A 14,175-nucleotide genomic window follows, 5' to 3' on the forward strand; every position below is an offset into this window, starting at 1 on the left:
GCGGGTGCCACAATGCCTGCAAGACATGACGAGACGATGCGCGGCCATCGCGCACGCTGCCACCAAAGGAGACCCGCATGAGCGACACCCACGCGCCTGCACGCGCCACCTTCAGCCATATGGAACACGGCACCCGCGAGGACTGGGCCGCCATCTCCGCCGAGTTCATGCCGTTCGCGCGGGCGCTGCCGGATCGCGTGCTGGCGCACCTGCGCCTGCTGGATGGCGATTGCGGCGGCTTCCCCGTGGACCGGCTCACGCATTCTCTACAGACCGCGACACTGGCGCACCGCGACGGCCAGGACGAGGAATACGTGGTTTGCGCGCTGCTGCACGATATCGGCGATACGCTCGGCAGCTTCAATCATCCAGACATTGCCGCCGCCATCCTCAAGCCATTCGTCAGCCCCGAGAACCTGTGGATGGTGGAAAAGCACGGCGTGTTCCAGGGCTACTACTTCTTCCATCACCTCGGCCTGGATCGCAACCTGCGCGAGCAGTACCGCAGCCAGCCCGAACTGTTCGAGCGCACCGCGGAGTTCTGCCGCAAGTACGACGGTGCCGCCTTCATGACGGACTACGACACGCTGCCGCTGTCGTTCTTCGAGCCGATGGTGCGGCGCGTGCTGGCGCAGCCGCGCAACTCGATGTATGTGAAGCCGGGAGAAGCGACGCTGGCACAGCCCTGAAAGCACAACGGCCTCGCTTCATGCGAAGCGAGGCCGTTGTGTCATGCCATGGCCAGTCAGGCCGCGCGCTGCGCCGTCTCCGGATGCCGGAACTGCTCCAGCAGCTTCGCCCAGCGCCCGCGTACCGCCTTCAGGTTGTTTTCCTTCACATGCCCGAAGCCGCGGATATCGTCCGGCAGGTTCGCCAGCGTGACCGCGGTGTCGTAGTTGGCGGCATTGAGGCCCGCCACAAGTTCATCCAGCAAGGCCCGGTACTCGCCGATCAGCGCGCGCTCGGTGCGGCGCTCCGCGGTCTTGCCGAAGATGTCGAAGGCACCGCCGCGCAGGCCCTTCAGCTTGGCCAGCACGCGGAACAGCTTCATCGTCGACGGACCGAACTTGCGCTTGATCAGGTGGCCCTTGTCATCGCGCTTGGCGTTAATCGGCGGCGCCAGCCAGAAGTTGAGCTGGTAGTCGCGGCCCGGCTCGCCTTCAAACTGGGCGCGCAGCTTGTCCAGGAAGACAGGGTCGGTGTAGAGCCGCGCCACTTCGTACTCGTCCTTGTACGCCATCAGCTTGGCCAGGTTGCGCGCCGCAGCCTCGGTCAGCGGCAGGGCCTTGCCGCTGCCAGCCAGCGTGCTTTCGGCCACGCGCACGCGGTCGATGGCTTCGCGGTAGGTGCGCGCGTACGCGGCATCCTGGTAGGCGGTCAGGTGTTCCATGCGCCGGGCGACCAGCTTCTCCAGCATCGCGCCGCTCGAGGTCGGCAGCTTGACCACTTCCGCGCCTTCGGCGGTGTTCTTCAGCTTGCCGGTCAGCGACAGCACGTGCTCGGGGTCGTGCGCCATATGCCGGCCCCAGTCGAACGCGGCCTTGTTCTTCTCGACAGCGACGCCGTTGAGTTCGATGGCGCGCTCCAGCGCCTGCAGCGTCAGCGGGATCCAGCCCTTCTGCCAGGCATAGCCGAGCACCAGCGGGTTGGTGTAGATCGCGTCGCCCAGCAGCGCCACGGCGAGACCCGAGGCGTTGATGAACTCGCACTTCTCGCCCACCGCGGTGCGCACATCCTGCTCGGCCGACAGGCCGGGGAACTGCCACTTCGGGTTCTTGATGAAGTCGGCGGTCGGCGTCTGCGCGGTGTTGACCACGGCGCGGGTGCGGCCGGCCTGGGTCTTGGAGATGACTTCGTCGGTGGCCGACACGATCGCATCGCAGCCGATCACCAGGTCCGCCTCGCCCATTGCGATGCGCGTGGCATGCAGGTCGTCCGGGCGCGCGGCCAGCTGCACGTGCGACAGCACCGCGCCGCCTTTTTGCGCCAGGCCCGCCATGTCGAGCACGGTGACGCCCTTGTTCTCCAGGTGCGCGGCCATGCCGAGCAGGCCGCCGATGGTCACTACGCCGGTGCCGCCCACGCCGGTCACCAGGATGCCGTAGGCGCGGCGGATCGGCGGCAGCTCAGGCTCTGGCAGCGCGGGCAGGGTGTTCATCGACACGCCGTGCTGCTCGGGCTTGCGCACCTGCGCGCCTTCGGCCGTGACAAAGCTCGGACAGAAGCCGTTCACGCACGAGAAGTCCTTGTTGCACGACGACTGGTTGATCTGGCGCTTGGTGCCGAAATCCGTTTCCAGCGGTTCCACCGACAGGCAGTTGGACTTGACCGAGCAGTCGCCGCAGCCTTCGCACACCGCGTCGTTGATAAAGGCGCGGCGTTGCGGATCCTCCATCGTGCCGCGCTTGCGGCGGCGGCGCTTCTCGGTGGCGCAGGTCTGGTCGTAGATCAGGATGGAGCAGCCCGGCACCTCACGCAGCTCACGCTGCACGCTGTCGAGCTGATCGCGGTGATGGATGGCGATGCCTTCGGGCAGCTTGATCGCGCCGTTGTACTTCTCCGGCTGGTCGCTGACGATGACGATCTTCTTCGCGCCTTCGCTATGCACCTGCCAGGCGATGTCCCGCACCGACAACTGGCCGTCCACCGGCTGGCCGCCGGTCATCGCCACCGCATCGTTGTACAGGATCTTGTAGGTGATGTTGACGTTGGCCGCGATCGACGCGCGGATCGCCAATAGACCGGAGTGGAAGTAGGTGCCGTCGCCCAGGTTGGCGAACACATGCTTGTCGCCAGCGAACGGCGCCTGGCCGATCCACGCCACGCCTTCGCCGCCCATCTGGCTGAAGGTGCTGGTATTGCGGTCCATCCACACCGTCATGTAGTGGCAGCCGATGCCAGCCAGCGCGCGCGAGCCTTCGGGCACATTGGTCGAGGTGTTGTGCGGGCAGCCCGAGCAGAACCACGGCTTGCGCTCCGCCGTCACGCGCGGCGTGGCCAGCGCCTTTTCCTTGGCCTCGATGATGGCCAGGCGCGCGGTGATGCGCGCGCGCACGTCGATCGGCAGCTCGAACTTGTCCAGCCGGGTGGCGATGGCCTTGGCGATGATCGCCGGCGACAGCTCATAGTGCGCCGGCAGCAGCCAGTTGCTTTGCGGGATCGACCATTCGCCGCCCGCGTTGTCCTTTTCGTCGAACTTGCCGTAGACCTTGGGGCGCACGTCGTCGCGCCAGTTGTACAGCTCTTCCTTTAGCGCGTACTCCATGATCTGGCGCTTCTCTTCGACCACCAGGATTTCCTGCAGGCCTTCGGCAAAGGCGCGCGCCCCATGCGCCTCCAGCGGCCACACGCAGCCGACCTTGTACAGGCGGATGCCGATCTGCGAGCAGGTGGCATCGTCCAGGCCCAGGTCGGCCAGCGCCTGGCGCGTGTCCAGGTAAGCCTTGCCGCCGGTCATGATGCCGAAGCGCGCGTGCGGCGAATCGATTTCGATGCGGTCGATCTTGTTGGCCCGCACATAGGCCAGACCCGCGTACCACTTGTAGTCGAGCAGGCGCGCTTCCTGTTCCAGCGGCGGGTCCGGCCAGCGGATGTTCAGGCCGCCCGGCGGCATGATGAAGTCGTCCGGCAGCACGATCTGCACGCGGTGCGGATCCAGCTCCACCGAGGCCGACGATTCCACCACGTCGGTCACGCACTTCATCGCCACCCACAGGCCGGAGTAGCGGCTCATGGCCCAGCCGTGCAGGCCGTAGTCCAGGTATTCCTGCACGTTGGACGGGTACAGCACCGGCAGGCCACAGGCCTTGAAGATGTGCTCGGACTGGTGCGCCAGCGTCGAGGACTTGGCCGAGTGGTCGTCACCGGCCAGCACCAGCACGCCGCCGTGCTTCGACGATCCCGCCGAGTTCGCGTGCTTGAACACGTCACCGGTGCGGTCCACGCCCGGCCCCTTGCCGTACCACATGCCGAACACGCCATCGAACTTGGCGTCCGGATACATGTTCACCTGCTGCGACCCCCATACCGAAGTCGCGGCCAGGTCCTCGTTGAGGCCAGCCTGGAACACGATGTTGTGCGCGGCAAGGTGCTTCTTGGCCTTCCACAGCGACAGGTCGAGCGCGCCCAGCGGCGAGCCCCGGTAGCCGGAGATAAAGCCGGCGGTGTTTAGCCCGGCGGCGCGGTCGCGCTCCTGCTGCAGCATCGGCAGGCGTACCAGGGCCTGCGTGCCGCTGATATAGATGCGGCCACGCTCCAGCGTGTATTTGTCTTCGAGGGAAACGTTTTCGAGCGCGCGGCGGATGGCGTCGCTGACCGGGGAGGTCAGGGGGGCATTCATAGGTGCTCCTCTATGGGCGTGCTGTCGGGATCACCGACACCTACAGTTGTGGGCGACCGCCTCATGACCTCTTGTGAAGGTGTTGGACGGTCGTGTCTCTGCGCGGCATGGTAGCACCGCCACAAAATCGGCGGTACCTTGCAATGCAGCACAAAGCGTGCCCGCCGTGCCCGTGATTTCCCGTATGGACAGGGGTTCGCGTGTACACTGCGTTGCATCGAGATGGCCCGTGCCGCTGCCGGGCTGCCTGCGATGCGCCACATCTGCACAGCCAGCCTGGTGCAACCTGATTTCCGATTGCCGTCCTGATGCACGCATGGGACGGGCAAACCAGTGACTACCTGAACATGACCAATTCCCCCCGCCAGGGCACCGCGACCCTGGCCGTGCTGATCGATGCCGACAACGCGGCGCCCGCCATCGTCGAAGGCCTGCTGGCCGAGGTCGCCAAGTATGGCGTGGCCGCCGTCAAGCGCATCTACGGCGACTGGACCCGGCCCAACCTGGCCGGATGGAAGGAGCGGCTGTTGTCGCACTCGATCCAGCCGATCCAGCAGTTCCGCTACACCGTGGGCAAGAACGCTACCGACAGCGCCATGATCATCGACGCCATGGACCTGCTGTACACCGGGCGCTTCGACGGCTTCTGCATCGTTTCCAGCGACAGCGACTTCACCCGGCTGGCCTCGCGCATTCGCGAGCAGGGGCTGACCGTGTACGGCTTTGGCGAGCGCAAGACCCCCAAGCCCTTTGTCACCGCCTGCGACAAGTTCATCTACTCCGACGTCCTGCGCGCCGATGCGGATACGGAAGGGACCGAAGGCGTCGACGGGGCTGCCGCGCCCACGCGCAAGCGCAGCACCGGCGAGCTGCGCCAGGATTCGCGCCTGGTGCGCCTGCTGCAGAGTGCGGCGCAGGCGGTGTCGGACGAGGACGGCTGGCTGACGCTGGGCAGCATGGGCAACCACATCGCCAAGCAGGCGCCGGAATTCGATTCGCGCAACTACGGGTACGGCAAGCTTTCGGAGCTGGTGCAGGCCACCGGCCTGTTCGAGGTCGAGACCCGCAACGGCGGCAACAACAAGACCATCTGGGTGCGCCTGAAGAAGCGCGCCAAGGGCGGTGGCGAGGGCGATGGCCGCGGCCAGCAGCAGTCGCAACCGCAACAGCAGCAGCGTCCGGCGCAGCCTGAAGCACGCCGCCAGCCGGCACCGGCGCCCGTGCCCGCGGATCCGCCTGCGCCCGCCGTGGCCCAGCCAGAGGCGGCGCCTGAGCCTGTGCCAGTGCGCGAACCCGAGATCGAGCTGTCTGTCGTCGCCGCCGAAGTGGCCGAGCCGGCGGCGGAGGCAGCGCCGCAGGCTGAGTCCAAGGCCCGCCCCGCACGCAAGCGCGCCACGCGCCGCCCCGACGTGACGCTGAGCGAAACCCCGTGGCCGATCGACCAGTCGATCTTTGCCGCGCCGGGCACGACAGTGCTGTCGGCGCAGGTTGAAGCGCAGCCAGAGGCCCAGCCCCAGCCCGAGGCAGCCACTGCCGAGGCGGCGCCTGCCCGGGCACCGGCCAGGAAGACGCGCAAGCGCCCGGCCAAGAAAGCGGAGTGATGTGGCCGGCCGGCGCCATGCCGGCCCTGCCCGCCAAAGAAAACGCCGGCTTCGCGCCGGCGTTTTCTTTGGCAGAGGTCCTTACCGCACCAGCTGGTTGATCTCGATGATCGGCATCAGCACCGCCAGCACGATCAGCAGCACCACCACGCCCATGGTCAGGATCAGCAGCGGCTCCAGCAGGCTGGTCAGGAACAGCGTGCGGCGTTCCAGTTCCTGCGCCTCGCCCTGCGCGGCGCGGTCCAGCATCACCGGCAGATTGCCGGTGGCTTCGCCGGAGCGGATCAGGTGCACCAGCACCGGCGGGAACTGATTCTGCGCCGCCAGCGCGCGCGCCAGCGAGGCGCCTTCGCGCACGCGCGTGTTGGCGTCTTCCACGTTGGCGCGCAGCGCCTCGTTGGTCAGCGTCTCGCCCGCCGCCTGCAGGCTGCGCAGGATCGGCACGCCGGCCGACACCAGGATCGCCAGCGTGCCGGCGAAGCGCGCGGTGTTGTAGCCGCGGATCAGCTTGCCCAGCAGCGGCGCGGTCAGCAGCCAGCGGTGCCATTCCAGCCGCACCGCGGGCTGCTTCAGCACGCTGCGGATTGTGAACGCTGCCGCCGCCAGCACCGCCAGCGCTGCCCACCACCAGTTCCGGACGAAGTCCGACAGCGCCAGCATGATGATGGTCAGCATCGGCAGCTTCTGCTTGGTATTGGCGAACACGCTCACCACCTGCGGCACCACGTACGACAGCAGGAAGATCACGATGGCGAATGCCACCACCGTGACGATGGCGGGGTAGGTGAAGGCCAGCCGGATCTTGGAGGTCAGGGTGTTGCGCGACTCGATATAGCCCGCCAGCCGCTCCAGCACCAGTCCCAGGTGGCCGGAGTGCTCGCCGGCCGAGACCAGCGCACGGTAGATGTCGGGGAAGTCGCGCGGATGCTGGGCCAGCGCCACCGACAGCGAGCTGCCGCCCATCACCTCGGCGCGGATGCCGGCCAGCAGCTCGTGCACATAGGCGCGCTCGGCCTGGTCGGCCAGTGCCCCCAGCGCCTCGTCCAGCGGCAGCCCGGCCACGATCAGGCTGGCCAGCTGGCGCGTGAACAGCGCCTGTTCCTGCGTCGACAGCTTGCGCGCAAACAGCTGGCTGCCGCTGCGCGGCGCCAGGCCGGCACCGGCGAGCGGGTCGACGGTCAGCGGTGTCAGCCCGCGCGCGCGCAGCTGCGAACGCGCCTGGCGCGGGCTGTCGGCCTCGATCACGCCGCGGTCGGTCTTGCCGGCGGCGTCGGCGGCTTCATAGCGGAAGGCTGGCATCCGGGCGGCTCCGCTTTAGTCGCGCGTCACGCGCAGCACTTCCTCAAGCGAGGTCGCGCCGCTGTCGATCCAGCGCTGCGCGTCGCCGCGCATGGTGTGCATGCCGTGCGCCAGTGCCACCTGCTTGATCTCGGACTCCGGCGCCTGCCGGTGGATCATGGTGCGGATCTCGTCACCGACGGTCAGCAGCTCATAGACGCCCATGCGCCCCTGGTACCCGGACTGGCCGCACTTGTCGCAGCCCACCGGGTGCCACACGGTCTGCAGCGGCTTGCCCTGCGCGTGCAGCACCTCGGCCTCGGCGGCAGTGACCTCGATCACTTCCTCGCGCTTGCAGTGCTGGCACAGGCGGCGTACCAGCCGCTGCGCCAGCACGCCCAGCAGCGACGACGACAGCAGGAACGGCTCGATCCCCATGTCGACCAGCCGCGTCACCGCCGAGGCCGAGTCGTTGGTGTGCAGCGTGGCCAGCACCAGGTGGCCGGTCAGCGAGGCCTGCACCGCGATCTGCGCGGTTTCCAGGTCGCGGATTTCGCCGATCATGACCACGTCCGGGTCCTGGCGCAGGATCGCGCGCAGGGCCTTGCCGAAGGTCATGTCGATGCGCGCGTTGACCTGGGTCTGGCCGATGCCGTCCAGGTCGTACTCGATCGGGTCTTCGACCGTCATGATGTTGGTGGTGCGCGCATCCAGCCGCGACAGCGCCGCATACAGCGTGGTGGTCTTGCCCGAGCCGGTCGGCCCGGTCACCAGCACGATGCCGTGCGGCTGGCGGATCAGGTGGTCGAAGCCGCGCAGCGTGCCGGGCGCCATGCCCAGCTTGGCCAGGTCGAGCCGGCCTGCTTCCTTGTCCAGCAGGCGCAGCACCGCGCGCTCGCCATGGCCGGTGGGCAGGGTCGAGACCCGCACGTCGACCGGGCGCCCGCCCACGCGCAGCGTGATGCGGCCGTCCTGCGGCAGGCGTTTCTCGGCGATGTCGAGCTGCGCCATGATCTTGATGCGCGAGATCAGCGCGCCGTGCAGCGCCTTTTTCGGCCGCACCACGTCGCGCAGCGTGCCGTCGACGCGGAAGCGCACCACCGACGACGACTCGAACGGCTCGATATGGATATCCGAGGCGCCTTCGCGCGCGGCCTGTGTCAGCAGCGCATTGATCATGCGGATGATCGGCGCGTCGTCCTCGGATTCAAGCAGGTCCTCCACCGCCGGGATGTCCTGCATCAGGCGCGACAGGTCGACTTCGCCTTCGACCTCGCCCACCACCTGCGCGGCGCTGCCGGCGTCCTGGCGGTTGTAGGCATCGGCCATGGCGCGCTCCAGCGCGTCGGGCTCCAGCACGCGCAGGCGCAGCGCGCCATGCACGCGCGCGACCTCGGCCAGCGCGGTCGGAGAGGTGGCGCGGGTCACCCAGACTTCCAGTCCGTCAGGGCGCTGGTGCGCGACCAGCAGCGGCGCCTCGCGCGCAAAGCCGTACGAGACCAGCCGCGCCGCCATCGGCGAGGGCGGCTCCAGGGTCTCGGCCGGCGCGCTGGTGCCGGCGGGCAGGGCAGTTTGGACTTCGCTGGCCATGTCGGGGCTTAGTTCTGGAGCGCAGACTCGCCGCGCGGGTTCAGCGGCTGGGATGCGTTCGCCGGTGGTTGCGGCAGCTGCTGCGGTGCCGGCTGCATGGGCTGTGGCTGGCCCGGCACGCCGGGCTGCGGGGCATTCTGCGGAAGGGTCTGCTGCAGCGGCAGCGGGGCGGCAAGCGGACCGTTTGCACGCGGATCGACGAACGGCGTGGACGGGGCGTCGGCCGGCGGCAGCAACGGCGTGTTGGTATCACGCACCATGATGTTAGGCGAAACAAAGCCCTGCTGCTGCGCGCGCATATAGTCGTAGCGGTCCTGCGTCAGGCGGTCGGCGGCGCCGGCCGTGCGCATCACATAGGGGCGCAGGAACACCAGCAGGTTGGTCTTGGCGCGGTTCTTGTTCTCGTAGCGGAACAGGCCGCCGATCCATGGGATGTCGCCCAGCAGCGGCACCTTCTGCACGCCGTCGCCGTACGAGTCCTCGATCAGGCCGCCCAGCACGATGATCTGGCCGTCGTCGACCAGCACATTGGTCTCGATCGAGCGCACATTGGTGGTCGGGCCCTGGATCAGGTTGGCGGTTGCCTGCACCACGTTCGACGATTCCTGGAAGATCTGCATCTTCACCAGCCCGCCGTCGGTGATCTGCGGCTTCACCCGCAGCGTGATGCCCACGTCCTTGCGGTCGAAGGTCTGGAACGGCGTGACCGAGGCCGCGCCGCCGGTCTGGGCATAGGAGCCGGTGGTGATCGGGATGTTCTGGCCGATCAGGATCTTGGCTTCCTCGTTCTCCAGCGTGATCAGGTTCGGCGTGGACAGCAGGTTGACGCTGCCGTTGGAACCCAGCGCGCGCAACAGCGCGCCCAGCCCCATGGCCTTGTTGACGATGCCCAGGTTGAGGCCGCCGATGTCTTGCACCAGCCCCTGCGCCGCGGCGATGCCGGCGGTGCGGTTGCTGTCGGCCAGCGCCCCGGCCAGGGTCAGGTTCAGGATGTTCTGTCCGCCGGTGCCGAAGTTGGTGCCGGCAAAGACGTTGTTGTTGCCGCCCGGCGAGCTGATCAGGCCCTGCCACTGGATGCCAAGCTCGCTGGCCTGCGTGGAGGTCACCTCGACGATCATCGATTCGATGTAGACCTGCGCGCGGCGCGCGTCGAGGTCGTCGATGACGCCGCGCAGGTTGCGGTAGACCGGTTCGCTGGCGGTGATGATGAGCGAGTTGGTGGACGGGTCGGCCTGGATGATGCCGCCGGTGGTCGGCTGGGTGCTGGTGCCGAACGACGCGGCGAAGGCCGAGTTGCCATAGGCGCCGCCCGTGCCTCCGGACGCGCCGGTGCCGCCGCGCATGCCGGCCTGGGTGCCGGTGGCGCCGCCGGTGAACTGCCCGCCGGCAGGCGTCGAGACATTGGTCATGCCCGCCGCGCCGCCGATGCCGCCGGCCTGCCCGCCGGGCTGGGTGGCGCTGGCGAAGCTGCTGTCGGCGGCGACGATGGCGCGCAGCGTGGCCGCCAGCTTGACCGCATCGGCGTTCTTCAGCGGCACTACCCAGATATTGCCCGGGCGTGCATAGGGCTGGTCGAGCTTCTCGATCAGGTGGCGCGCCTGCTGCAGGCGCGCGCGGCTGGTGGCGCGGATCATCAGCGAATTGCTGCGCGGCTCCGCCACCACCGAGGTGCGCAGGCTGGCATCGGCTCCCGGTGCGCCGCCGCCGGCGGCGCCCGCGGCGGCGGGGTCGAGCAGCTTCTGCAGCACCGCCGCGGTATCGCTGGCCAGCGCATGCTTGAGCGGCACCAGCTCGACCTCGCCCGAGGCCGGCGCATCGACCGCGGCGATGATGCGCGCCAGCCGGCGCAGGTTGTCGGCGTAGTCGGTGATGACCAGCGTGTTGTTGGCCGGGTAGGCGGTGATGGTGTTGTTGGGCGCGATCATCGGCCGCAGCACCGGCACCAGGTTGTTGGCCGATTCATAGTTCAGCCGGAATACCTGCGTCACCACCTGGTCGCCGCGGCTGGGGCTGGCGCCGATCACGGTGGGCGAGCCCTGCAGCTTGGCGTCGGCCTCGGGCACGACCTTGGTGAAGCCGTTGCTCTCGACCATGGCATAGCCCTGCATGCGCAGCACCGAACCCAGCGTCTGCAGCGCCTGCGCGCGCGAGACCGGCTGCTCGGTGACCAGGTTGACCGTGCCCTTCACGCGCGGGTCGATCACGAAGTTCTTGCCGGTGGCCTGGCCGACCGCCTTGATCACCGAATCCAGGTCGGCGTTGACGAAGTTCAGCACTACCTGGTCGCGGTTGGACGGCGTGATGTCGGGTGGCGCGGGCGGGGTGCCGGTGCGCGCGCCGGACTGGGCCCACAGCGGCGCGGGCGCCAGCAGCGAGAGCCCGCACAGCAGGGCCACGGCGCGGGCGCAGGCGGTATGGAAAACAGGTCGGATGGCGTGGGTTTTCATAGTCATTTCCGGGCGCTCCTGGATTGGCCTGGCATCAGAAGCGCAGCCTTGTCACATGGTTGTCTCGTCGTCCCAGCAGGCTCAGCAGGCTGGTCAGTTGGGTTGCCGCTTCGGGCTCGGCGTGCGCGGTGCCCTCGAAGCGCGCCTGCCGCCCCAGCGTGCCGCTGCCCTCCAGGTGCAGCGGCCCGGCGATGGTGCTCAGCTGCAGCTTGCCGCCGCCCTCGCCGGTCCAGTCGAGTTCGGCGCGGTAGCTGCCCAGCGGGCGCAGCCGGCTCACGGCCGACGACACCTGTTCGATGCGCAGCGTCATATGGCCGCTCATGCCCTGGCCCGAAAAGCGGCCCTGCAGCGTGGACCAGTCCACGCGCATCAGGCCGTCCGGGCGCAGCGTATTGAACGGCGCGCCGATGCCTTCGAGCAGCGCCGCGGGCAGCCGCATGGCGCCTGCCTGTGCGCTCCAGCCGCCGGGTGTCACGGTGATGGCGACCGGCGCGGCCATGGCCTCGGAGTGGCTCACCACCAGGCGCGCGCTGCCGCCCAGCAGCGGCCAGAACGCCAGCGTCCATTGCAGTCGGCCCGGCAGCACGGTCGCGGTCTGGCTGCCGGCGCCGGCCGACAGCGCCAGCGTGGCGCTGCCATGCCAGAGCGAGCCGCTGGCATCGGCCAGCAGTACCCGTCCCTGCGTCTGCGTGGCCACGCGCGCGGCGATCCATGCCGCCGGCAGCATCGCCACCACGGTCACCGCGGCGCTCGCCAGGCCAAGCCCCAGCCAGCGCAGGCGCCGCCCTGCGGCCGGCTGGCGCAGCTTGCGGCGCGGCAGGCGCAGCGTTTCCAGCCGTACCATCAGCTGCGGCCGCCCGGACCCTGCAGGGTCGCGCTGACGTTCACCAGCGCCGTGGCGCCAACATAGACGATACGGGCGTCGATCACCTTCATGCGCTGCTGCTGGCGCACGTCCTGCAGCCAGCCGCTGACCGCGCCGAACGGCACCTTGTCCAGCTGCACCTGCACGCTGTTGTCGGCGCCGGCGGCCAGCCGGGTCGCCTTCAGGCCGTGCTGGCCCAGGCTGTCCTGCAGCGCCTGCGTGAGCGCGTCGCCGCGCAGCGCCGGCGCCGGCGTGGCCTTCAGGCCGCGGGCTTCCTGCGCCAGGGATTCCATTTCGGCCAGGTCGGCGCGCAGCTTGGGCAGGTTGCGCGCCAGGCGCTCGCGGCCGTCGGCGGCCGGTTCCCACAGCACCAGGTAGCCGATCACCAGCGCCAGCAGGGCGCCGCCGCCGGCCAGGATGGCCTGTTCGCGCGGGTTGCGCGCCGACCAGAAGGCGTTGAAGCGCTCCTGCCACGCCTGCGGCACGGACGGGCGCAGCCGCGCCAGGCGCGTGCGCAGCGCAGAGGTCGCGCCTGGCCGGCTGGCGCGTGGCGTCTGGCTTCGGGCTGTGTCTTTCATCGGATTCATGCTTGCTGGTGGGCCCGCTTACAGGCCGGGCCTGACGGTCCAGCGCGAGCCGGGCGTCACCGGGGTGCCTGCGCTGCTGCTGGTACTGCCAGCGGCACCTCCGGCCTTGTCTTCTTCCATCTGCAGCCCGGCCTGGCGCGCGGCGCTGCGCAGTCCGGCCGTGTCCGTGCCCGGCTTGAGCGTCACCACCAGCATGCGGCCGCGGTACTCCAGCGCCTGCAGCGCGTCGGGCGGCAGCCTGCGCGCGGCCTGGGCAAAGCGGTCGGCCAGCGGCAGGAAGTCTTCCGGCGTGCTGCGGCCGCTGGCGGTGCGCAGCTGCTCGACCTGCCGCCGCATCTGCAGCGGCGCGTCGAGCACGGTCTGGATCTGCGGGAAGGCGCCGCGCAGCGCCTGCAGCTGCGCGGCTTCCAGCCGCTGCTGCTCGCGCCGCAACAGCAGCCAGTGCGTGTTCATGCCAATGACCTGCACCAGCACGATGCCCGCCAGCAATGCCAGCGGCACGCGCCATGCCACCAGGTTCCAGCGGTCGGCCCGGCCCTGCGCGAATTCAAACTGCGCCAGGTCCAGCGCCGGCTCGCGCAGGCATTCCTGCGCGCCTTCGATCCACAGCTGCCAGCTGGCGCGGGCGGCCTCGCGCAGGTCGGGCACCGGCGCCGCGGCGGCAGCGTCGGCATCGGCATACCAGGTGCCGGCGGGTGCAAGCGCCTGCCACGCGGCCAGGGCATCGTCGCCCAGCAGCAACCCGTAGCCGGCGTGTGCGCCGGTGCGTACGGTCAGTTGCCACTGGCGCGCGGCGTCGGAGCCGGTGCCGGGCAGCTCGCCGCCTAACTCATCGCCCAACTCGCCGCTCCGGGCGAGGGCGCTGGCGGCGGCTTCGACCACCAGCGCGGCCGCCGGCGGCGGCGCGTCGGCGCTCGCCAGTGACGGCTCGGTGCCGGCTTCAGCGGCGGAAGCCAGCGGCACGCACAGCTGCGCGGCCAGCACATGGCGGCGCCGGTGGCGGTGCTCGGCAAAGGCGTCGAGCACGGCGCGCAGCCAGGCGCGGTCGGCCACCATCAGCAGCCGCTGGCGCGGTCCGCGCGCGGCGCTGCCGTCGAGGGCAGGGCCCACGCCGATATGGCACGGCTGCGCCTCGGTCGCGAGCGCGTCCTCGACCAGGTTGGGCAGCGCCTGTTTCAAACGGGCGGGCGGCAGCGGCGGCACGCTGGCGGTGGTCAGCAGTACGTCGCTGGCGGCGAGGATCAGCACCAGGCGCTCGGCCGCGGGCAGGTCAGCGATGCGGGCGTGGCCTTCGCGCAACACTTCCGGCGTCGCACGGGCCTGGCCACGCCGCGCCGTATCGGCCGTGGCAGTGCGCACCAGCGCGAACGGCAGGGTGCCGAACTGCCACGGTTGCGGCTGGTCATGCGGCCGGTGTGGCAGGCGGACGTACAGGGTGGTGCTCAAGGTTTCCTTGCTTTGGCGTCAA

At 69.5% G+C, this 14,175-nt stretch carries 9 protein-coding genes; 2 read left to right on the forward strand and 7 right to left on the reverse strand.

All coding sequences use genetic code 11. The features are described 5' to 3' along the window. Nucleotides 1–77 precede the first annotated feature (77 nt). Nucleotides 78–689, forward strand: a complete 612-nt coding sequence (locus AC3WRR_RS22400; RefSeq protein ID WP_010813442.1) for an HD domain-containing protein — start codon at nt 78–80, stop codon at nt 687–689. 56 nt (nt 690–745) lie between these two features. On the opposite strand, the gene AC3WRR_RS22405 is transcribed toward AC3WRR_RS22400, so the two are convergent. Next, nucleotides 746–4,339, reverse strand: a complete 3,594-nt coding sequence (locus AC3WRR_RS22405; protein ID WP_454749983.1) for an indolepyruvate ferredoxin oxidoreductase family protein — start codon at nt 4,337–4,339, stop codon at nt 746–748. 347 nt (nt 4,340–4,686) lie between these two features. Here AC3WRR_RS22405 and AC3WRR_RS22410 point away from each other — a divergent pair, with 347 nt between their 5' ends. Next, entirely contained in the window at nt 4,687–5,940 is a 1,254-nt protein-coding gene (locus tag AC3WRR_RS22410) for an NYN domain-containing protein (protein ID WP_439671057.1), read from the forward strand. An 81-nt stretch (nt 5,941–6,021) separates the two neighbouring features. On the opposite strand, the gene gspF is transcribed toward AC3WRR_RS22410, so the two are convergent. From gspF to gspL, 6 genes are read right to left on the reverse strand one after another with little or no spacing between them, the layout of a single operon-like run. Continuing rightward, the gene (gene gspF, locus AC3WRR_RS22415; RefSeq protein WP_010813445.1) at nt 6,022–7,239 is read right to left on the reverse strand and encodes a type II secretion system inner membrane protein GspF; all 1,218 of its coding nucleotides are present in this window, start codon (nt 7,237–7,239) and stop codon (nt 6,022–6,024) included. Between the two features lie 15 nt (nt 7,240–7,254). Further along, nucleotides 7,255–8,808 (reverse strand): type II secretion system ATPase GspE, encoded by a 1,554-nt coding sequence (gene gspE / locus AC3WRR_RS22420; RefSeq protein ID WP_011616184.1) that lies wholly within the window; start codon nt 8,806–8,808, stop codon nt 7,255–7,257. Between the two features lie 8 nt (nt 8,809–8,816). Further along, nucleotides 8,817–11,255 (reverse strand): type II secretion system secretin GspD, encoded by a 2,439-nt coding sequence (gene gspD, locus AC3WRR_RS22425; RefSeq protein ID WP_011616183.1) that lies wholly within the window; start codon nt 11,253–11,255, stop codon nt 8,817–8,819. A 34-nt stretch (nt 11,256–11,289) separates the two neighbouring features. After that, nucleotides 11,290–12,099, reverse strand: coding sequence for a type II secretion system protein N (locus AC3WRR_RS22430; RefSeq protein WP_010813448.1), 810 nt, complete (start codon nt 12,097–12,099; stop codon nt 11,290–11,292). Next, nucleotides 12,099–12,707, reverse strand: a complete 609-nt coding sequence (locus AC3WRR_RS22435) for a type II secretion system protein M (protein WP_052181617.1) — start codon at nt 12,705–12,707, stop codon at nt 12,099–12,101. Before AC3WRR_RS22435 ends, AC3WRR_RS22430 begins: the two co-directional genes overlap by 1 nt. Nucleotides 12,708–12,725: 18 nt before the next feature. Beyond that, nucleotides 12,726–14,153 carry a type II secretion system protein GspL gene (gene gspL, locus AC3WRR_RS22440; RefSeq protein ID WP_492298181.1) on the reverse strand — a complete coding sequence of 476 codons (1,428 nt, stop codon included), beginning with the start codon at nt 14,151–14,153 and terminating at the stop codon, nt 12,726–12,728. Between the last annotated feature and the right edge of the window lie 22 nt (nt 14,154–14,175).

This window comes from Cupriavidus sp. FW305-3-2-15-C-LB2, from assembly GCF_058787575.1.